Source organism: Rhodococcus opacus B4, from assembly GCF_000010805.1.
GTDB classification, from domain to species: domain Bacteria; phylum Actinomycetota; class Actinomycetes; order Mycobacteriales; family Mycobacteriaceae; genus Rhodococcus_F; species Rhodococcus_F opacus_C.
The window spans coordinates 2,904,408-2,923,645 of the sequence record NC_012522.1 but is presented as its reverse complement, the minus strand read 5'-3'; the positions used below and the strand labels follow the sequence as shown (position 1 = coordinate 2,923,645).

General features: G+C 66.5%; 18 protein-coding genes and 1 pseudogene. 13 read left to right on the top strand and 6 right to left on the bottom strand.

From position 1 onward, the window contains the following. Positions 1 to 25: 25 nt before the first annotated feature. Both ROP_RS13480 and ROP_RS13475 read right to left on the bottom strand, forming a co-directional pair. Positions 26 to 1,471: an MFS transporter gene (locus tag ROP_RS13480; protein ID WP_012689918.1), complete on the bottom strand. Its 1,446-nt coding sequence runs from the start codon at positions 1,469 to 1,471 to the stop codon at positions 26 to 28. Then, positions 1,455 to 1,883 (bottom strand): MarR family winged helix-turn-helix transcriptional regulator, encoded by a 429-nt coding sequence (locus ROP_RS13475; RefSeq protein ID WP_012689917.1) that lies wholly within the window; start codon positions 1,881 to 1,883, stop codon positions 1,455 to 1,457. The genes ROP_RS13480 and ROP_RS13475 overlap by 17 nt, the downstream gene beginning before the upstream one ends. A gap of 210 nt (positions 1,884 to 2,093) precedes the next feature. Here ROP_RS13475 and ROP_RS13470 point away from each other — a divergent pair. Then, positions 2,094 to 5,360, top strand: a pseudogene (locus ROP_RS13470) (protein kinase domain-containing protein). 21 nt (positions 5,361 to 5,381) lie between these two features. Here ROP_RS13470 and ROP_RS13465 read toward each other — a convergent pair. After that, a complete protein-coding gene (locus ROP_RS13465; protein ID WP_043826530.1) occupies positions 5,382 to 6,179 on the bottom strand; it encodes a sulfite exporter TauE/SafE family protein in 798 nt (265 codons plus the stop codon). Positions 6,180 to 6,270: 91 nt separating this feature from the next. On the opposite strand from ROP_RS13465, the gene ROP_RS13460 reads away from it, so the two are divergent. After that, positions 6,271 to 7,047 (top strand): AraC family transcriptional regulator, encoded by a 777-nt coding sequence (locus tag ROP_RS13460; RefSeq protein ID WP_043824709.1) that lies wholly within the window; start codon positions 6,271 to 6,273, stop codon positions 7,045 to 7,047. Between the two features lie 33 nt (positions 7,048 to 7,080). Here the strand turns inward: ROP_RS13460 and ROP_RS13455 are convergent, their stop codons facing one another. Then, on the bottom strand, positions 7,081 to 7,305 hold the full coding sequence (locus ROP_RS13455; RefSeq protein WP_043824708.1) for an anti-sigma factor family protein: 225 nt from the start codon (positions 7,303 to 7,305) through the stop codon (positions 7,081 to 7,083). A 163-nt stretch (positions 7,306 to 7,468) separates the two neighbouring features. Here ROP_RS13455 and ROP_RS13450 point away from each other — a divergent pair, with 163 nt between their 5' ends. Then, complete coding sequence (locus tag ROP_RS13450; protein ID WP_012689912.1) at positions 7,469 to 8,131, top strand: class I SAM-dependent methyltransferase; 663 nt, start codon at positions 7,469 to 7,471, stop codon at positions 8,129 to 8,131. A 69-nt stretch (positions 8,132 to 8,200) separates the two neighbouring features. Here ROP_RS13450 and ROP_RS13445 read toward each other — a convergent pair whose 3' ends face one another. Both ROP_RS13445 and ROP_RS13440 read right to left on the bottom strand, forming a co-directional pair. Beyond that, positions 8,201 to 9,214: an NAD(P)H-quinone oxidoreductase gene (locus ROP_RS13445; protein ID WP_012689911.1), complete on the bottom strand. Its 1,014-nt coding sequence runs from the start codon at positions 9,212 to 9,214 to the stop codon at positions 8,201 to 8,203. Positions 9,215 to 9,296: 82 nt separating this feature from the next. Beyond that, on the bottom strand, positions 9,297 to 10,577 hold the full coding sequence (locus ROP_RS13440) for an MFS transporter (RefSeq protein ID WP_148222459.1): 1,281 nt from the start codon (positions 10,575 to 10,577) through the stop codon (positions 9,297 to 9,299). Positions 10,578 to 10,987: 410 nt separating this feature from the next. Between ROP_RS13440 and ROP_RS40370 the strand changes: the two genes are divergently transcribed. The 10 genes from ROP_RS40370 to ROP_RS13400 all read left to right on the top strand — a co-directional run bounded on the left by ROP_RS40370 (position 10,988) and on the right by ROP_RS13400 (position 19,235). Then, a complete protein-coding gene (locus ROP_RS40370) occupies positions 10,988 to 11,275 on the top strand; it encodes a hypothetical protein (protein WP_050785069.1) in 288 nt (95 codons plus the stop codon). 42 nt (positions 11,276 to 11,317) lie between these two features. Continuing rightward, positions 11,318 to 12,013, top strand: coding sequence for a type 1 glutamine amidotransferase domain-containing protein (locus ROP_RS13430; protein ID WP_012689908.1), 696 nt, complete (start codon positions 11,318 to 11,320; stop codon positions 12,011 to 12,013). Between the two features lie 146 nt (positions 12,014 to 12,159). Continuing rightward, complete coding sequence (locus ROP_RS13425) at positions 12,160 to 13,416, top strand: PucR family transcriptional regulator (protein ID WP_012689907.1); 1,257 nt, start codon at positions 12,160 to 12,162, stop codon at positions 13,414 to 13,416. A gap of 64 nt (positions 13,417 to 13,480) precedes the next feature. Next, positions 13,481 to 13,693, top strand: a complete 213-nt coding sequence (locus ROP_RS44080; RefSeq protein WP_012689906.1) for a hypothetical protein — start codon at positions 13,481 to 13,483, stop codon at positions 13,691 to 13,693. Between the two features lie 42 nt (positions 13,694 to 13,735). Beyond that, complete coding sequence (locus tag ROP_RS13420) at positions 13,736 to 14,233, top strand: GNAT family N-acetyltransferase (RefSeq protein ID WP_231868904.1); 498 nt, start codon at positions 13,736 to 13,738, stop codon at positions 14,231 to 14,233. Between the two features lie 47 nt (positions 14,234 to 14,280). Further along, the gene (locus ROP_RS13415; protein WP_012689904.1) at positions 14,281 to 15,423 is read left to right on the top strand and encodes a CdaR family transcriptional regulator; all 1,143 of its coding nucleotides are present in this window, start codon (positions 14,281 to 14,283) and stop codon (positions 15,421 to 15,423) included. 124 nt (positions 15,424 to 15,547) lie between these two features. Further along, a complete protein-coding gene (locus ROP_RS13410; protein ID WP_012689903.1) occupies positions 15,548 to 16,750 on the top strand; it encodes a glycerate kinase in 1,203 nt (400 codons plus the stop codon). 50 nt (positions 16,751 to 16,800) lie between these two features. Further along, positions 16,801 to 18,279: a pyruvate kinase gene (gene pyk / locus ROP_RS13405; RefSeq protein WP_012689902.1), complete on the top strand. Its 1,479-nt coding sequence runs from the start codon at positions 16,801 to 16,803 to the stop codon at positions 18,277 to 18,279. A gap of 20 nt (positions 18,280 to 18,299) precedes the next feature. Next, complete coding sequence (locus ROP_RS41120; RefSeq protein ID WP_012689901.1) at positions 18,300 to 18,662, top strand: WhiB family transcriptional regulator; 363 nt, start codon at positions 18,300 to 18,302, stop codon at positions 18,660 to 18,662. 90 nt (positions 18,663 to 18,752) lie between these two features. After that, the gene (locus tag ROP_RS13400; RefSeq protein WP_012689900.1) at positions 18,753 to 19,235 is read left to right on the top strand and encodes an RrF2 family transcriptional regulator; all 483 of its coding nucleotides are present in this window, start codon (positions 18,753 to 18,755) and stop codon (positions 19,233 to 19,235) included. The last annotated feature ends 3 nt before the right edge of the window (positions 19,236 to 19,238 follow it).

Genomic DNA, 19,238 nt, shown 5'->3' with positions numbered 1-19,238 from the left:
GAACTCTCTGCGGTGCGTATCTGCTTCACGGCCAGCGAACGGAGGTGGCCCCGATTCCCTCCGTTCGTCGCTCCGGCGACGGTAGGCGGGACTTCACGTAGTTGACGAGTAATGCGGCGAAGACGATCGCGCATCCGATGGCACCCACGGCGAGAGCGAGCCTGATCCCGCTTTCGGTGGGAAGTAGGTCCGGTGCCAGATTCGCCGCGAGCACCGCACCCGCGAGGGCGCTGCCGAACGAACCACCGACAGTGCGCAGCACCTGGTTGAAGCTCACTGCGCTACCGAGTTCGGTGTCGGCGACGCTTCGGGCGATCAGGGCCGGCATCGCCGCATATGTCATGCCCATTCCTGCCCCGAACCCCAGCATTCCGATCAGGATTTCCCACAGCGCGTTGTGGGCGACCCAGAGCAGCGCGCTCGAGGCCGTCACGAGGCCCGCGCCGATGAGCAGCAGAGTCCTCATGCGGATCCGGTGCGAGACCGCGCGGACGAGTCGGTTCGCGCCGAAACTGGCCACCGACAGGGGAAGCATCACGAATCCGGCCCAGAACAGGGGCAGCGCGATGCCGTATCCGGTGGAGGCGGGCGCCTGGGCGATGAGGCTGCCGATCGAGAGTCCGATGTACATCGCGGCGCCGAGGCCGATCGCGGTGCTGTTCGCGACCAGCACGTCACCGTTGCGCAGTACCCGCAGGTTGATCAGTGGGTACGGGGTGCGCAGTTCGACGAGTGACCACGCCGTCAGCAGTGTGGCCGCCCCGGCGAAGAATCCGATGGTCCACGGTGAGCCCCAGCCCCACCGGGAGCCTTCGCTGACGGCGACGAGTAGGGACGCGAGTCCGGTGCCGACCAGCAGTGCGCCCGGGACGTCGAGTGTGTTGCGCGGTGCCTGCTCGTCGGGACCTGCGGGAACGACACGCCAGACGACGAGGATGGTGGTGATCAGGAACAGCGCCGCGAACCAGAAGGCGAATCGGAACCCGAGAAGGTCGGCGAGGATGCCGGTCAGCGGGTATCCGAGTCCCAGGCCCGTCGTCACCGTCACCGACAGGCTGGAAATGCCGATCCGGGCCTGGTTCTCGGGGAGATAGCGGCGGGCCAGGGCGATCGTCACCGGAACGATTCCGTAGGTGAGTCCCTGCAACGCGCGGCCGATCAGGAAGACGGTGAAGTTGGGAGCGGCGGCGGCGACGATCGAACCGACGAGGATCGTGGTCAGGGAGCACAGGAGCAGGCGCTTCTTGTGGGGGCCGTCGCTCAGCCGGCCCATGATCGGTGTTGCGACCGCCCCGACCAGGAGGTTGACGGTGAGCATCCACTGGCCGGTGCTCACCTCGACGTGCATGTCGTGGGAGATCGTGGGCACCAGCAGCATGCCGAGTGAACTGACGATCGCGGTCGTCAGGGCGGCATACGCCAGGGCCGGCAGTAACCGGGGTCGCGTGGTGGACTCAGTCGACTGGGGCATCGTCCACCAACTTGTGCAGAATCGGGACGACGGAGTCGAGAGTCTTCTTCTCCTCGGCCGTCAGCCGCTCCGCGATGGCCTGTTCCAGCCAGTCCAGGCCTTTCGACCGCTCCTGCGCCAGCCTCTCCCGGCCGGCATCGGTGAGCTCGATCCAGATCCGGCGTCGATCCTGCTCATCGGGTGTCCGCGCAACCAAGCCGAGACTTTCGAGTTCGCGCACCGCGTTGGCGATCGCCTGGGGACTGATCTTCTCGGCCGTCGCGAGGGTCGAAGCGGACGTAGGGCCGTGCTTCGACAGGTACGCGAGCACGCCTATTTTGCCGACGGAGATCGTCCTGCCTGCGGTGAGCTGTCGCCAGATCGGGCGCAGCGCTTCCCGCAGGACCTGCGCGGTGGCCTGTTCGGTGATCATGCGCAAAGCGTACAACCAAATTGATCAATCTAATTGACTAAATGGGGAGGCTCACACCGGCTGGGACAAGGATCGCCCGCACCGATCACCGACAGCGATATCCTCGAGAAGACGCCGTCGAGAGGTGAGTCCACGGTTGTATCCGCGCTGGTCGCGCCGTCGGGACCAATGCGCCGGAACCACGAGCCGACGGGGTGAGTAGACCGTCCGATGGGTGAAGGTGATCCGCTCGACACTCAGCGGTACCCGCCGTCCCCGGCTGCCGAACTCGGTGGATCTGGTTTCGCTGACGTTCAGGAGATCGGACGCGGCGGTTTCGGTGTCGTCTACCGCTGCACCCAGTCGGAACTGGATCGCACGGTGGCGGTGAAGGTGCTCACCGTCGACCTCGACGAGGAGAACCGGGCCCGATTCTTCCGGGAGCAGCAGGCGATGGGGCGGCTGACCGGGCACCCGAACATCGTCAACATTTTGCAGGTCGGCGCCACCGACAGCGGCCTTCCGTACATCGTGATGCCGTATCACCCGCAGGATTCGTTGGAGGCCCGGGTCCGGGAGGGTGGTCCGCTCGCGCTGGAGCAGGTTCTGCGGGTGGGGGTGAAGATGGCCGGTGCGGTGGAATCGGCGCATCGGCTCGGGATTTTGCACCGGGACGTCAAACCGGCGAATATTCTGCTTTCCGAGTACGGGGAGCCGGAGTTGGCGGATTTCGGTATCGCGCACATCGCCGGGGGTTTCGAGACGGCCACCGGTGCGGTCACCGGGTCGCCGGCGTATACCGCGCCGGAGGTGCTCGGCGGTGATCCGCCGAGTCCAGCCGCGGACGTCTACGGCCTGGGCGCGACCCTGTTCAGTGCGTTGACCGGGCATGCCGCGTTCGAGCGTCGTAGCGGTGAGCAGGTGGTGGCGCAGTTTCTGCGGATCACCACGCAGGAGGTGCCCGATCTGCGTGAGCACGGGATCCCGGACGATGTGTCCGACGCGATTGCGCGGGCGATGTCCCGCGAGCCCGGTGCGCGCCCGGTCACCGCCGCCGACTTCGGGGAACAGCTGCGAGGTCTGCAACGCGACCACGGCTTTCCGGTCGACGAGATGGCGCTCCGTGCCGAACCCGATGTGCAGGTGAACCGAAAGCCATCGACCTCGCGCAGCGGACGAGGCTCGCCGGCGCACTCCACGCTGGGCGCGACGGGAAGTCTCCCTCTGGAATTGACCAGTTTCGTCGGCCGCCGACACGAGCTCACCGAGGCGAAGAACCTGCTGGCCGGGTCGAGGCTGGTGACGTTGACCGGGATCGGCGGTGTCGGGAAGACGCGGCTGGCGATGCGGGTCGCGTCCGCCGTGCAGCGCGAATACGCCGACGGTGTGCGGCTGGTCGAGTTGGGCGAACTGCGTGACGCGTCGTCACTGGTCGATGCGGTGGCCGGCGCCGTGGGGGTGCGGGATCACTCGGCGAGGCCGCTGCGGGAGGTCCTGATCGAGTTCCTCACCCCGCGTGAGGTGTTGATGGTGCTCGACAACTGCGAGCAGGTGGTGGACGCGGTCGCGGAACTCGTCGGCCCCTTGCTGCGGGTGTGTCCGCGGTTGCGGATTCTGGCCACCAGCCGCGAACCTCTGGTCATCGGCGGGGAGGCGGTGCTGCGGGTCCCGCCACTGGCTGCCCCCGATCCGGAACGGCGGCCCTCCCTGCGCGGGTTACCCAAATACGATGCGGTGACGTTGTTTACCGAACGCGCCAATGCTGCCGTTCCGGGGTTCGCGCTCACCGACGACAACGCGGCGACGGTGGTGGGGATCTGCCACCGGCTCGACGGGTTGCCGCTGCCGATCGAGTTGGCGGCGGCGCGGTTGCGGGCGATGTCACCCGAGCAGATCCTCGGTCGCCTCACCGACCGCTACACCCTGCTGACCCGCGGCAGCCGGGGTGCGCCGACGCGGCAACAGACGCTGCGGCTGTGTATCGACTGGAGTTTCGAATTGTGCTCCGCCGGTGAACAACTGGTGTGGGGGCGGGTGGCGGTGTTCGCGGGAAGCTTCGAACTCGACGCCGCGGAGCGGGTGTGCGGCGAGGGCCTCGACCCGGACGAGTTGTTGGACACGCTGACGTCCCTGGTGGAGAAATCGATCCTGATCCGCGAGGAGCGCGGGTCGGTGGTGCGGTTCCGGATGCTCGAGACTCTCCGCGAATACGGCTACGAGAAACTCGAGCAGACCGGTGAGGCTGTGGCGTTTCGGCGCCGGCACCGGGACTGGTACGAGGCGTTGGCGCTGGATGCGGAAGTCGAGTGGATCAGCGCCCGCCAACTCGACTGGATCGCCCGGCTGAAGCGGGAACAGCCGAATCTGCGGGAGGCCCTCGAATTCAGCGCCGAGGACGATCCCGCCGCCGGCCTGCGCACCGCGGCCGCGCTGTTCTTGTTCTGGAGCTCCCAGGGTCTCTACAACGAGGGGCGGCGCTGGCTCGACCAACTGCTCGCCCGCCGCAGTGGCCCACCCACCTTGGATTCGATCAAGGCGATCTACGGCTGCAGCGTGATGACCTTCGCTCAGGGCGACCTCGAGGCCGGAACAGCGCTCGTCGAGGAGGCGCGGACCCTCACCGCGCACACGAGCGACCCCGTGATGCGTGCTTACGTCGACTGTTCCGACGGCATGCTGGCCCTCTACAGAGGGGATCTCGCGCGAGCATGCTCGCAACTGGAAACCGCACTCGCGGAGTTCACCGCACGCAAGGATCGCACACTCGAAGTCAGCATCCTGTACCCGTTGGGTGTGGCCTACGGACTGTCCGGCCTGACGGACCAGGCGATCGAATGCCACGAACGTGCACTCTCGATCACGGAACGATACGGCGAGAAAATGTATCGGTCCCACTCGCTGTGGGCTCTGGGCATCGCCATGTGGCGACAGGGGGATGCCGATCGTTCGGTCCGGCTCCTCGAACAATCCCTGGAGCTGACGCGGCAGGTGCGCAGTCCCCGCGTCGTCGCGGCCGGACTCGAGGCGCTGGCCTGGATCGCCTCCGAGCGGCGCGACCCGACTCGGGCCGCAGTGCTGATGGGAGCCGCGGAAGGGCTGGCGCGGTCGGTGGGCAGCGCTGTGATCATACATTCCAATCTGCTTGTCTACCATCAGGACTGCGAAAATGAATCCCGGAAGGAGATCGGGGACAAAGCATTCGGAGCGGCCCACCGCAAAGGTGAACAGCTCGGCTTCGACGCGGCAATCGCCTACGCCCTCCACGAGCAACAGTCCGGCACCACCACACGAGACGCCGACGCGTCGACGCGACTGACCAAGCGGGAACGCCAGGTCGCCGATCTGATCGCCGAAGGCCTGACCAATCAGGCCATCGCCGACCGCCTGGTGATATCACCGCGCACCGCATAAGGTCATGTGGAGCACATCCTGGCGAAACTGGGTTTCACCTCCCGGACCCAGGTCGCGGCCTGGGTTGTGGAGCGGGCACACGATTAGGGCTGGGGCGGCGACGCCCGGTCACCGTAGTGCCGCTGCCGCGGTGGTGATGGTGACCGCGACGAGGAGGAGCACATAGCTGACCGCGTGGACACGGTCGGGCAGGCACGGTGGGCGCCGCCGCAGGACGACGATCACGGGAAGCGCGCCGAGAAGCAGTGCGAGCGCCGCGGCCACGTCGACCGATCCGACGAGTGCGGTCCCAGACGTCGACTCGGGTCCGCCGGCGGCGAGGAAGGTGAGGGCCGCCGGGAGGCTGATCGCGAGGGTCAGCGGGTTCGCGAGGGTCGTGGCCACACCCATTCCCTCGCCGGCGCGGCGCGGGAGTGGCACCGTCATGACGCTGCCGCCGACTCCGAGGAACGCCGCGGTCGCGCCGATCGGCAGTCCGAGCGGGGTCGGGATCGCGAACTGCTGCTGCGGATGCGTCGTCGGCGGCGCTTTCGGACGGACGAATCCCGGTCGCAGCAGGACGTCGACGATCGTCGCGACCAGGTAGATCACGAACCCCCACTGGATGACGGCACCCGGCACGTCGCGCGCGAGTAGTGCGCCCGCAATACCCCCGAGTCCGAGAAGCAAGGGGAGTCCGCGCGACCGCTGTAACCGCCGGAGCACCGTGCGGGGTGTCGCAGCGGTGGCGACGGCGGCGTTGATCAGCATGACCGCGGCGGACGTGGCGACTGCGACCTGCGCCGCCGTGTCACCCAGCCCTGCCTCGGCCCAGAGGATGACGGGGACCGTCACGAACCCGCCACCGAAACCGAACAGCACGGTGGTCACCCCGGTGACGAGGCCGATGAGAAGCAGGACGAACAGACTCACACCGTCCAGTCCACCGCAGGGAAGCCGGGACAACAATCGAATGCTGGTCGGGTTCTTTCGAGAGTCAGCCGGTAGGTTCGGATATGTGAGGAATGTTCCGCTCAGCGAGGTCGACGGTGTCGAGCGGGATGTGCTGGCGATCGCGACCGACTACTCGCCCGGATTCCTGCTGGACTGGCACGAGCACCGCCGGGCACAGTTCCTGTACGGCGCTACCGGAACGATGATCGTCGACACGGGCGACGGCACCTGGACGGTGCCCACCGCTCAGGGGGTGATGATTCCGCCCGCCACTCGGCATCGGGTGCGGATGCTCGACGCGACCACATCCAGCCTGTACATCGAGCCGGTCGCGGTGCCGTGGTGGCCCCCGTCGTGCGTGGTGGTCGAGGTGTCGTCGTTGCTCCGCGAATTGCTGCTCGTCGCGGCGGATCTGCCCGCCGCGTACGACCGCGCAGGCCGCGACGGCGCCGTCGCGTCGCTGTTGCTGTTGCTGTCGACCCTCGGAACATTGCCGCTGCATCTGACACTGCCGGCGTCGGCCGACCTGGTCGCGCTGTGCAGGGACTACCTCGACACACCAGAGGCCGGCGTGACGAACGCCGACTGGGCCGGCCGGGTGGCGATGAGCGAACGTGCCTTCACGCGAAGATTCGTCCGCGAGGTGGGTATCAGTCCCGCAGCGTGGCGGCTGCGGGCCCGTTTGCTGGCCTCGATCCCGATGTTGCGCTCGCAACCGGTGACCCGGGTCGCATCGACCCTCGGGTACGCGTCGCCGGCTGCGTTCTCGTACGCGTTCAGCCACGAATTCGGCATGTCGCCGTCCGCCGTGCGCCGCGACGGCATGTCTCGACATCAGTGAATTGCTTTGTCATGAAACGCTTTCCAGAGCACCTCAGCACCGCCGTCGGAAGTCGGTGAGGATGCGGTCCCGCAGCGCCGGGTCGAGTTCCTCGATCGACAGTTCGCCGAGGGTGTGCACCGTCTGCTTCATCTGGTCGACGTAATTGGCGCATCCGCCGCACTCACCCACGTGCGTTTCGAACCGGGCCTTGGACTGCGCCGCGAACGCATCCTCGAGGTAGACGGTGACGAGTTCGACGAGTTCCTGACAGTCCATCGTGGGTATCGGTTTCTTCAAAAGAGAGCGCCTCCTGCAGTCCCGCCGACCCAGCGTCTGCGGCTATTGCCACAGTGTCCGGAAGTGCCCGGATCGTTACACCGCATGGATCGGCGTGCGGATGCGGGGTGGTGACAGACGGCGTGGGCGTACGGTCGAGACCATGACCGAGGACAACCAGGTTGCGCCGTGGGACGACATCTACCGAGGCGACGCGAAGGAATTCGCGGGGCCGGTGCCGTGGAACATCGGTGAGCCGCAGCCCGAGATCGCCGCACTGATCGCGGAAGGCAAGTTCCGCAGCGACGTGCTGGACGCGGGCTGCGGACACGCCGAGACGTCCCTGCGGTTGGCGGCGCAGGGATACACCGTGGTCGGTCTGGACCTGTCGCCGACGGCCATCGCGGCAGCTCAGGCGGCCGCGGCCGATCGCGGTCTGACGACGGCGACGTATCAGGTGGCGGACATCAGTACGTTCACGGGCTTCGACGGCCGCTTCGCCACGATCGTCGACAGCACCCTCTTTCATTCGCTGCCCGTGGACCGGCGGCGCGACTACCTGCAGGCCGTCGCCCGGGCAGCCGCGCCGGGCGCGTCCTACTACATCCTGGTGTTCGCGAAGGGCGCCTTTCCCGAGGGGCAGGGACCGAATCCGGTGACCGACGAGGAGCTACGGGAGGCCGTCGCCGAATACTGGATCATCGACGACCTTCGCCCGGCGTTCATTCACGCGCTGCTCGGGCCGGAGGAGGCCGCGAACTGGCAGCGCGACGACAAGGGCCGGGCCATGCTGCCGGCGTGGCTGCTGTCGGCTCACCGCGACTGAGGCATCGAGCGGGAACGCATAGTGATGTGGGAAGGGTGAGCGCGTTCAGCCTTCCGATGGATGGCGTTGTCATTCCGGAACTTTCAGGACGATCTTGCCGATGTGCCGACCGCTCTCCATCATCCGGTGGGCGTCCGCAGCTCGCGCCAAGGGGAACACGTCGTGGATGATCGGACGGCAGCGGCCTGCGGCGAGCGCAGGCCACACCTTCGCCTGCAAGTCGGTCGCGATTACCGCCTTCTCGTGCGCGGTTCGTGACCGCATCGTCGAGCCGGTCAGGGTCGCGCGCTTGAGCGCGATGGTGAGCAGGTTCACCTGGGGCGCCACCTCACCGCCGAGGAAGCCGATCGACAGTAATCGCCCGTCCGTTGCCAACGATGCGATGTTGCGTTCGAGGTAGGCACCGCCCACGATGTCGAGGATGAGGTCGATGCCCCGGCCGTCGGTCAGGTCGAGGACGGCTTCGGCGAAGTCTTGTTCGCGGAAGTCGATGGCGAACTCGGCGCCGAGTTCTAGTATCGCCTTGCACTTTTCGGGGCCGTCGTCGGTGGCGATGGTCCGGATCCCGAATTCCGTGGCGAGCATGAGTGCGGTCGATCCGATGCCGCTGGTGCCGCCGTGGACGAGAAGCGTGTCGCCGGCTGCCGCTCGACCGATGTGGAAAACGTTGGCCCAGACGGTGAAGAAGGTCTCCGGAATGGCCGCCGCCTCGCTCGCCGTCATGCCATGAGGTACCGGGAGGGTCTGCGATGCCGATAGGAGGCAGTACTCGGCGTACCCGCCGCCTTCGGTGAGCCCACACACGGTATCTCCCACCGCGAAGCGGGTGACGCTGCTGCCCACGGCGACTATCTCGCCGGCGATCTCGAGACCAGGCGTCTGATTGACCACGGGCGGCATCGGATACTCGCCCCTGCGCTGCATGACGTCAGGCCTGTTGACCCCCGCGGCCTTCACGCGCACGAGTACCTCGTCGCCATGAGGAGTGGGGACCGGGGCCCGCCGTGGCTGTAGCACGTCGGGTCCTCCGGGCTCGGTGATCACTACTTCGGTCATGTGCCCGGGAATCAGTGGGTTGCTCACGGTTGCTCCAGTTCTGGTGAAAGGCGGGCCGCCCAGCGCGTCCGAGCGGCCCACCTGCGATCGAGGGGTCGGGTGGTGCAGGTCAGGCATTGCTGTCGGCGTCGATCGCGACGTCCTTCGTCTCCTTCAGGAGCAGCAGACAGGCTGTGCTGACCACGCCGAGGGCGGAGAGGAAGTAGGCCACGCCCATTCCTCCGTGGGCCTTGATCAACGGATCGGCGACAACGAGCGGGAGAGCACCGCCGAGGATGCCGGCCAGGTTGTAGCTCATTCCGGCGCCGGTGTAGCGGTATCGGGTTTTGAAGAGTTCGGGGAGATAGGCGGCGGCAGGGCCGTAGGGAATACCGAGCGCCAGCATCAGCAGGCTCATCGCGAGGAAGAAGGAGACTGTGCCTCCGGGCTCCATGACGGCGAAGGCGAGCGGGCCTGCGGCAATTCCGAAAACGGTTCCCGTGAGCAGCACTCGCCGCCTGCCGATCCGGTCGGACCAGATCGCAGAGCCGATGACAGCTGCGGAGAGGATTCCGGCGGCGAGGATGTCGACGACGAGAACTGTCTCCCGCGACAGACCGAGCACACCGGCCTCGCCCTGGCCGGCGTAGCTGGTGAGGAAGACAATCGCGATGTAGAAGGAGCCGAACGTCATCGACAGCATGCCGCCACCCAAGAGGATCTGGCGCCATTGGTCGTGCAGCGCGTCCGCGAAGGGCAGCTTGGCTTGCTCCTCGGCGGCGATGGTCTTCGCGAACGCGGGGGTCTCCGCAATGTTCAACCGCACCCAGAGGCCGACCGCGACGAGTACGGCGCTGGCCAGGAACGGGACGCGCCAGCCCCAGTCGGTGAAGCTCTCGGGGCTCATCCCCAGCCCGGTAACCAGGAAGGTTCCGCTGGAGAGTGCCATGCCGAGGCCCGGCCCGAGCTGTGGGTACATGCTGTAGCGGCCTCGCTTGCCGTGGTCGGCGTATTCCGACGTCAGGAGCGCGGCGCCCGCCCACTCGCCACCGAGAGCCAGCCCCTGTAGCGCCCTGAGCACCACCAACAAGATCGGGGCTGCCGCCCCGATCGCGTCGGCGGTCGGCATGAGGCCGATCGCGAAGGTAGAGCCTCCCATGATCAGGAGCGTGGTCACGAGAGTCTTCTTGCGTCCGAGACGATCGCCGTAGTGGCCGAACAGGGTTGCACCGAGGGGGCGGACTACGAATGCCACGCCGAACGTGGCGATGGCTGCCAGTGTGGCTGCGCCCGCACCGAGGGATGGGAAGAAGAGCGGGCCGAAGACGAGCGCCGCTGCGGTCCCGTAGATCAAGAAGTCGTAGAACTCGATGGTCGTCCCCACGAGCGATGCGGTAGCGATCCTGAACATCGATCGAGGCTGATTCTCTGAGGTGCTGCGCTCGGGCACAGGAAGTTTCGTGGTCATTGGGCCTCACGGTTGGGAGCTTCGCCGAGGAATCTGGCGATGTGGGGTGTGGCACGGACTGCGGGCTCGCCGCATCCGTTCCGTCTGCCCCTCGACTATCCCTGCATGTGACGGCCAACACACGATGACCGCCCCACAACATATTGGGTGGAGCCCTGTTGTTCGATCACAACCCTCGCTGGATTGGTGGGTTCGCTGCGAGTTCTCGCAGCGCGTCACGCACTGTGCGGGCGTACAAACGGGTCTGTGACCAATTCCCTGGTGATGCGGAAGGTCTGTTCCTACAGTTCGTTTCATGGTCAATTCATCGGGGCAGCCGCAACCGATTGCTCCAGACCGTGTTGTGCAAGGAAATGTCCACCCAACTCGGTCTGGCCGACTACCTCGGAATCGATCGCACGGTCCTCCCGTACGTGATCGATGCACCGGTGGACACGGGTCTCGTCGAGCGAGTGCAGCGTCCGGTCGACCGTCGCGCCCGGAAGATCGTTCCGAGGGTCTCGGAACTGCGCACTACACAGTTCTCGAACGGAATGTGCGCGTCGCCGAAGCGTCGGTTCTCCGCGTGCTCGACGGCAATGAGCGCGTTGTATTCCGCTCGCTACTCAGCAGAGTTGCACGTGGTTCCCGCGACGACCTGACCTGACACCGAACAACTCACGACACGAAGAGGTAGAGTGCACATGGCTACTCGTTCGAAGGTTCTCGTCATCGTCACCAGCATCGGCGAGTACGAGAAAGTTGGTTACCGAACCGGTTTGTGGCTCGGCGAACTTACGCATTTCTGGGATGTGGCCGAGGAGGCAGGGCTGGATTTGAGAATCGCCAGCATTGCGGGTGGCCGCGTTCCCATCGATCCGGAGAGTTTGTCTCACGACTTCCTGGGTGATCTCGGAACCGGGAAACGGTACGCGGATCGCGATTTCATGGACCTTCTCGAAGAGACTGTGTCCGTCGCGGACATAGATGCGGCGGACTTCGACGCGATCTACCTGACCGGTGGACACGGCGTGATGTTCGACTTCCCGCAGAGCCGTACGCTCGCCGAGCTGATCGCCCAGTTCTACGAGACGGGGAAGATCGTGTCCGCGGTGTGCCATGGTCCCACCGGGTTGCTCGAGGTCAAGCTCGGCGACGGCGAATACCTCGTGAAGGATCGCTCGGTTACCGGATTCACCTGGAAGGAGGAGGAACTCGCGCAGCGCAGCGACGCGGTCCCGTTCAGCCTGGAAGACGAACTTCGACACCGGGGAGCACGCTTCACCCTCGCACCGAACCCGTTCGATCCGTTCGTCGTCGAGGACGGCCGACTGATCACCGGGCAGAATCCGAGCAGTGCGCGCAAGGTCGGCGAGGCCGTGGTCCGGCAGCTCGGTTGAGTGCGACAGCCGGCCGGGAGTCCACGGGGCTCCCGGCCGATCGTGGGAACTACCGGGAACGATGTCTGAGCAGGTACGTTGACCACACCGAGTCTCGACGAACCGGGAGGCGCTCCGTTTCCGGCACTTCGATAGGGGTGACACCCGTGGTCGACCGACCGCACTCCGATGCACAGAATCTCACGCGAGAGCTTGCACGCCACGTCGAGGACGCCGTGCATGATGTGGCCGCACTGGCCGCAACCCGGATCTGCCAGCAGGTACCGAGCTATCGGAACAATTCGGATCCCGGTCTGCGTGAGGACGTTGCCGCTCACTGCCGAGATGTCTTCGACACATTCGCGCACAGCCTGGCGCGGGACGAGTTTCCTTCGCGCGACGACTACCGGGTCACCGGAAACCACGCCCTGCGCAGAGTGACGCAGTCGATTCCTCTCGCCGACTTCCTCCAGGCGTTCCGGATCAGCCAGTTGACTCTTTGGGAGAGCGTCCTCGACATTGCACGGAAGCACCCCGACCTTCAAGCCGCGGCGACCGACTCCGTCAGATTCATCATGGGGGTGATCGAAGCGGGCAGCACGATCGCCGCCGAAGGGTATCTGGAAGCACAGCAGTTCCTGCTCGCGGACGCTGCCAGGGCGGCCCGGGACCTCGTCGACGATCTGCTTGCCGGCAGAACTCCCACGGTGGCGTCGCGGCAAGCGACCCTACGGACAGCTGGACTCGACCTCGGCTCGAAGGTTGTCGTCGCGTCCGGTTTCGCCACCCAGGACGGCGGCAGCCGGCAAGCAATCGTTCGCGCGTTGGGAGCGGCGGGCGCGGACCACACGCGCGCCCGGGGCCTGATCGCCTTCCGGCACGGAGAATTCATCGGCATCTTCCCCGCAGAGGAGGGCAACAGCGAAGCAGTCACACGCAGTTTGACGCATGCCTTCGATACCCTTCGCGCAGAGCGAATCGAGCTCACGATCGGGATCAGCACGGTGCACCTCGGTCTCGAGGCGGTACCGCTGGCCTACTCCGAAGCCGTCACCGCTCGCGAGCAGTTGTCCGATCAACCGGGGGTCAAGCCGTTGAGCGACCTGACGACGTTCGAATACCTCCTCACCAAGCGGGACGAGACCGCGCGCCGGCTCATCGATCCCGCGGTCCGGCGTTTCGTGGAGGACGACCTCGCCGCGGATCGGGTGTATATCGACACGCTGGAGGCATACGCCAAGGCCAACCTCAACGCGAAGGCGGCTGCCGAGACGCTGTATGTCCACGGCAACACCGCCTACCACCGGCTGGACCGTATCGCGGAGCGAACCGGAAAGGATCTCCGGCGCTTCGACGACGTCCTGGATCTCCTCGTCGCCGTCAAGTTGCTCACCCCGCACGCACAGCGGCACCCGTCGGCGTAGATGATGCTCACGGACCGGATCCGTAGGGCCCGTGTGTTTCACCGAGGGGCAAAGGAGTATCTCGATGACCAGCATCCCGATCACCACCACGTCGCCCAGTTCGGGCGGAGACGGTACTCAGGACAGCTGTGATGCCGCCGCGCTCGGCGACCCGGTGGGCGAATCTCTGCGATCGCACCACGCACATTTCGCCAGCCGGCACGGCCGGGCCGCCACCTACCCGCCGGAGGTGGCGACCTTCTCCGCGGTCGCCGCCGGTCCGGGACCGCAGGGGTAGGCCGACCCGGCGCGGTTGCTCGGTGGGGGCGAGCTGGCCGACATGTTCAGCTGCGCGGCGACGCCGCCACCGGACTGGGAGCCGGTGTTCGCTCTGGAGGGGCGCCAGATGATCTGGGCCGGGACCACGCCGGTCGATATTTCGGAAGCCGAAGCAGGTGTCGTCGACCTCGGCGCGGACAGTGGGCCCGCGATGCGCGACTTGGTCGCGCGGACCCGACCGGGACCGTTCTGGCCACGCACTCATGAACTCGGTTGTCATCTCGGAATCCGGGAGAACGGCAGGCTGGTGGCGATGGCGGGCGAGCGGCTCCGGCCACCGGGATGGACCGAGATCAGCGCCGTCTGCACCGCACCCGAGGCACGCGGGCGAGGCCATTCCGCCCTCCTCATCCGTGCGCTGGCAGCGCGGATTATCGGTCGGGGCGAACGCCCGTTCCTGCACGTGGCCGAGACGAACACCGGCGCGATCGCCCTGTACGAGCGGCTCGGTTTCCGCACCCGCACGCAGGTGACCTTCCGCGGATTCCGGACCCCATGACCCGTCCGGGAGGGGGCATCACGACCTCGCACGTTTAGTGTTGCTACATGACGTGGGCGGTGCAGGACGGCGGCGAGGACGAGTTCGCGTACGTGTTCACCGGCGAACTCGCGCAGCGCGTGGTGGACGAGGTAAGCCCCCGGCTGGACTACAACATCAATCTGATGGATCGCAACGGCCGCATCATCGGTTCGGTCGACAGGACCCGTATCGGCACCGTGCACGCCGGTGCGCTCCACGCCATCAGGGACGGCCGGCGGGTTCTCGTGGACGCCGACGAACAGTCTGCGGATGTCCGAGCCGGGATCAATATTCCGCTGACGCTCGACGGGCGGATCGTCGGTGCCGTGGGGATCACGGGCGATCCGGCGGAGGTCGAATCGGTGTGCAGCGTCCTCGCGCTCACCGTGGAACTGTTGTTGCGGAATGAACAGCACCGGGACAGTTCGCGATGGCGGGAAGCGGCGGTGCGCGAACTGCTCCTCGGACTGGTGAACGGAACCGTCGGCGAGAACGGCCTGCTGGAAGCGTTACGCCACATCGGTTCACCGATGACCCCGCCGTGGAACATCACTGCGGCCGTTCCCGCATCGGGCAGCGGATCGTGGTCCCTTCCCTCCTCCACGTCCGTGGCGCTGCTTCGACGGATCCAGGGGGAGCCCGGCGTCGTCGCGGCCGAATTGCAGGGTGCGGTGTGGGTTTTGAGCAGTTCGGTGACAGACCGCACACTTGCCGCGACCTGGCGGCGGCTGCGCACCGGCGACGTCCGTCTCGTCACGGGCAGGCACGCCGCCTCGTCGCGTGAATTGTCCGTGGACGCCGCCAGGCTGGGCATGCTCCTGACCCGGGCGGCCCTGCTGCCGACGGGGGAGGTGACAGAACTCTCTGCACTGGTGCCCGAAATAGCTGTCGCACAGCAGTCCCGGGACATTTCACACGACACCGTGGAGCGGGTCCTCACGCCGCTGTCGACGACTCTGCGCGAGACCGCTCGCGCATTCCTCGAACACAATCTGTCGATCGCGTCGACGGCGACTGCTCTCCAGGTGCACCGCAATACGCTGGTTCAGCGCCTCGACCGGATCGAGCACGTGACCGGATTGAACCTGCGCACGTTCGACCACGCCGTCGCCATGCGTCTGACGCTCCTCGCGGCCGCGGCGCTCGAGGATCCATATCGCGGCGAGTAACGCTGCCGATTACGCCACGACCCGCCGGCAGGAGCAAACTGCACATAATTTTAAGCAAGAAACCGGCGATAATCTGTGCAGAACGCACATATGACGCCGGCCGTAGGTGGCCTACGCTCAGTTCATGCGAAAGCGCACACCTACCGTTGTCCTCGCTCCCGACTCGTTCAAGGGGAGCCTCTCCGCCGTCGACGTCGCAGCCGCGATGGCCGCCGGTGTCCGGTCAGCGCTCGGCGCCGACGTCCGGATCGTGCAGTGCCCACTCGCGGACGGCGGCGAGGGCACGTTGCAGACGTTCCTCTCAGCGGGTAATGCGGCACCCCGGCTGATCCGCGCTCACGACGCCCTCGGACGTCCGCGGAGCGCCCGCTACGGGCTGTCGAACGACGGCACGGTCGCGATCATCGAGGCTGCGGAGGCGAATGGTCTGCCGCACGTGGCGGACGTTCCACCGTCACCGTTGCGGGCGGACACCTTCGGCGTCGGCGAAATCGCGGCGAGCGCACTGGAAGACGGCGTCGACGAAATTCTTCTGTGCATCGGAGGCAGCGCCACCACAGACGGGGGCACCGGGATGCTCCGCGCGCTCGGAGTCCGATTCCTCGACGAAGACGGGCACGACGTGGAACCCGGCGGTGCGGGGCTCGGTGACATCGTTGCCATCGACGAGTCGCATCTGCATCCGCGGGCACGGTCGGTGCGCTGGCGCGTCGCGACCGATGTCGACAATCCCCTCTGCGGGGAGAACGGGGCGGCCGCGGTCTTCGGGCCACAGAAGGGCGCGACCGCCGACCAGGTCCGTGAATTGGATTCCGGACTCGAACAATTGGCGATCACTCTCCGCGATGCGTACGGGACCGACGTCCTGACACTGCGCGGAGCAGGCGCGGCCGGCGGCATGCCCGCCTGCCTGAGCGCACTCCTCGCCGCGGAACTCGTGCCCGGGAGCGACCTCGTCTCGGAAACGGTGGGACTGCGGTCCCTGTGCGCCGATGCAGACCTGGTGATCACAGGCGAAGGGGCTTTCGACGCGCAGTCGCTGCAGGGGAAGGTGGTGCAGGGCGTCGTTCGTCAGACACCGGCGGACTGCCCCGTGGTCGTGATTGCCGGTACGGTCCGCTTGTCCGCGGCCGAGATTCGCGCCGCCCGGATCGCGGCGGCGTTCTCCATCGCCCGTGGCCCGGCGGAACTCCACGAATTGCTCGACAACACCGCCGAACTCCTTCAGGAGGCAACCGCTCAGGTCGTCGGACTGATCGACAGTCAATGGAGCCGCCCCGCGTCGATGCCGACGCACCTGCGGGCGAGCTCGGACTGCGCGTCGTGACGAACATGTCGCGTCACACAACCACTCTCAACTCAGCCGCGAGGAGTCACATGCCCACCATCGATATCGAACGGTCCGCAGCACACACCGCACAGCCCGGTCTGCTCAGCACGTCCCGGCGCACGAAGATCGTATGCACACTTGGACCTGCTACCGCCACCGGTGACCGTATTCGCGAGCTCGTCGAGAGCGGTATGGATGTGGCGCGGCTGAATTTCAGCCACGGCGAGCACGCCGATCACGAGGAGAACTACAAACGTGTGAGGGCGGCCTCGGACGCGACGGGTAAGGCGGTCGGTGTCCTGGCCGACCTGCAGGGGCCGAAGATCCGGTTGGGCCGGTTCGCGGAGGGGCGCACCACGTGGGCGAACGGTGAGGAGGTGCGGATCACCGTCGAGGAGTGTGAGGGCACCCACGACCGGGTCTCGACCACGTACAAGCAGCTGGCCGAGGACGCCAAGCCGGGGGACCGGTTGCTGGTGGACGACGGCAAGGTCGGTCTGGTGGTCTCCGGGGTGGAGGGCAATGACGTGATCTGCCGGGTCACCGAGGGCGGCCCGGTGTCGAACAACAAGGGTGTGTCGCTGCCGGGGATGAATGTGTCGGTTCCGGCGCTGTCGGAGAAGGACATCGCGGATCTGGAGTTCGCGCTCGGGTTGGGTGTCGATTTCATCGCGTTGTCGTTCGTGCGGTCGCCGGCGGATGTGGAGTTGGTGCATGCGGTGATGGACCGGGTGGGTCGGCGGATTCCGGTGATCGCGAAGTTGGAGAAGCCGGAGGCGATCGACAATCTCGAGGCGATCGTGCTGGCGTTCGATGCGGTGATGGTGGCGCGGGGTGATCTGGGTGTGGAGTTGCCGCTCGAGCAGGTGCCGTTGGTGCAGAAGCGGGCGATTCAGATTGCGCGGGAGAACGCGAAGCCGGTGATCGTGGCGACGCAGATGCTGGAGTCGATGATCGAGAACTCGCGGCCGACCCGGGCGGAGGCCTCGGATGTGGCGAACGCGGTCCTCGACGGGGCGGATGCGGTGATGCTGTCCGGGGAGACGTCGGTGGGTAAGTACGTGATGGAGACGGTGCGCACGATGGCGCGGATCGTGGAGGCGGTGGAGAACGAGTCCACGCAGGTGCCGCCGCTGACGCATGTGCCGCGGACCAAGCGGGGGGTGATCTCGTACGCGGCCCGCGACATCGGGGAGCGCCTGGATGCGAAGGCGTTGGTGGCGTTCACGCAGTCGGGGGACACGGTGCGCCGGTTGGCGCGGTTGCATACGCCGTTGCCGTTGCTGGCGTTCACGCCGTTGCCGGAGGTGCGCAGCCAGTTGTCGTTGACGTGGGGGACGGAGACGTTCACCGTCGACCCGGTCGACAGCACGGATGCGATGGTGCGGCAGGTCGACAACGCGCTGCTCGGGTTGGGCCGGTACCAGAAGGGTGAACTCGTGGTGATCGTGGCGGGGTCGCCGCCGGGCACCGTAGGCTCGACCAACCTGATCCACGTCCACAGAATCGGCGAAGAAGACCACTAGGCGTCGGAAACGACTATCCCATGCCATCTTTGACGCTCACCGTTCGTCTGCTGACTCCCCACTCCGATCTCTGGGACTGGCAGACCCGCGCGCTGTGCCGAACCACCCGGTCGGATCTCTTCTTCGGGCCGGACAGCGAAAGCAGAGCAACGCGAATTCGCCGGGAGAGGCAGGCGCAGGAACTCTGCCAGGGTTGCCCGGTCCGACACGAATGCCAACGCCACGCACTCGAGGTCGGCGAACCCTACGGCGTCTGGGGCGGGCTGACCGAATCGGATCGGCGCTTCGGGCACGATCGGGCCCGACAGCACCTACCGGCGAACAGCAAGCCGAACAAGCGACTTCGCATCTCACCCCGACACCCCCGCCCCGGACGGCAGTGACGGGCTGAGTACGTCGGGCGCCCGCTCGGGCCATACCGGCCGAGTTGCGGCGCCTTGACGGCATGTATCTGGATATTTAGTATCTAGGTTATGCGGATGTCGCGAGGTGTCGAGTGGGCGATGCACGTTGTGCTGTCGCTGGCGTGGGTGGATGATGATCGTCCGGTGTCGACTGCTGCGCTCGCGCGCAGTTACGATCTGCCTGCGCCGTATCTGAACAAACAGTTGCAGGCGCTCGTGCGTGCAGGGATCTTGACCTCCGTTCCTGGTGCCGCGGGAGGGTTCGTGTTGACCCGCTCGGCCAAGCACATCAGCGTCCTGGACGTCGTCACCGCTATCGAGGGTGCCGAGGAGGCGTTTCGGTGCACCGAGATCCGCGCCCAGGGCGTCGGCGCAGACATGCCCGCCGGCCAGTTGTCGATGCCGTGCGCGGTGTCGATGGCGATGCGGAAGGCAGATTTGGCGTGGCGGCGGGAGTTGGCCGGTCAGAGCGTCGACGACGTCCGGATCGAGGCTGAACGACATGCGCCGGGACTCGCCGACCGGATGCGCCAGGCGTACGACCGGGGCTGATCG

Bases quoted from the DNA above. Each gene is read 5' to 3' on its own strand.
- ROP_RS13415 (WP_012689904.1), top strand. From the start codon at position 14,281: ATGACGTGGGCGGTGCAGGACGGCGGCGAGGACGAGTTCGCGTACGTG.
- ROP_RS13400 (WP_012689900.1), top strand. From the start codon at position 18,753: ATGCGGATGTCGCGAGGTGTCGAGTGGGCGATGCACGTTGTGCTGTCG.
- ROP_RS13430 (WP_012689908.1), top strand. From the start codon at position 11,318: ATGGCTACTCGTTCGAAGGTTCTCGTCATCGTCACCAGCATCGGCGAG.
- ROP_RS13440 (WP_148222459.1), bottom strand. From the start codon at position 10,577: ATGTTCAGGATCGCTACCGCATCGCTCGTGGGGACGACCATCGAGTTC.
- pyk (WP_012689902.1), top strand. From the start codon at position 16,801: ATGCCCACCATCGATATCGAACGGTCCGCAGCACACACCGCACAGCCC.
- ROP_RS13410 (WP_012689903.1), top strand. From the start codon at position 15,548: ATGCGAAAGCGCACACCTACCGTTGTCCTCGCTCCCGACTCGTTCAAG.
- ROP_RS40370 (WP_050785069.1), top strand. From the start codon at position 10,988: ATGTCCACCCAACTCGGTCTGGCCGACTACCTCGGAATCGATCGCACG.
- ROP_RS13420 (WP_231868904.1), top strand. From the start codon at position 13,736: ATGTTCAGCTGCGCGGCGACGCCGCCACCGGACTGGGAGCCGGTGTTC.
- ROP_RS13455 (WP_043824708.1), bottom strand. From the start codon at position 7,305: ATGGACTGTCAGGAACTCGTCGAACTCGTCACCGTCTACCTCGAGGAT.
- ROP_RS44080 (WP_012689906.1), top strand. From the start codon at position 13,481: ATGACCAGCATCCCGATCACCACCACGTCGCCCAGTTCGGGCGGAGAC.
- ROP_RS41120 (WP_012689901.1), top strand. From the start codon at position 18,300: ATGCCATCTTTGACGCTCACCGTTCGTCTGCTGACTCCCCACTCCGAT.
- ROP_RS13475 (WP_012689917.1), bottom strand. From the start codon at position 1,883: ATGATCACCGAACAGGCCACCGCGCAGGTCCTGCGGGAAGCGCTGCGC.
- ROP_RS13450 (WP_012689912.1), top strand. From the start codon at position 7,469: ATGACCGAGGACAACCAGGTTGCGCCGTGGGACGACATCTACCGAGGC.
- ROP_RS13480 (WP_012689918.1), bottom strand. From the start codon at position 1,471: ATGCCCCAGTCGACTGAGTCCACCACGCGACCCCGGTTACTGCCGGCC.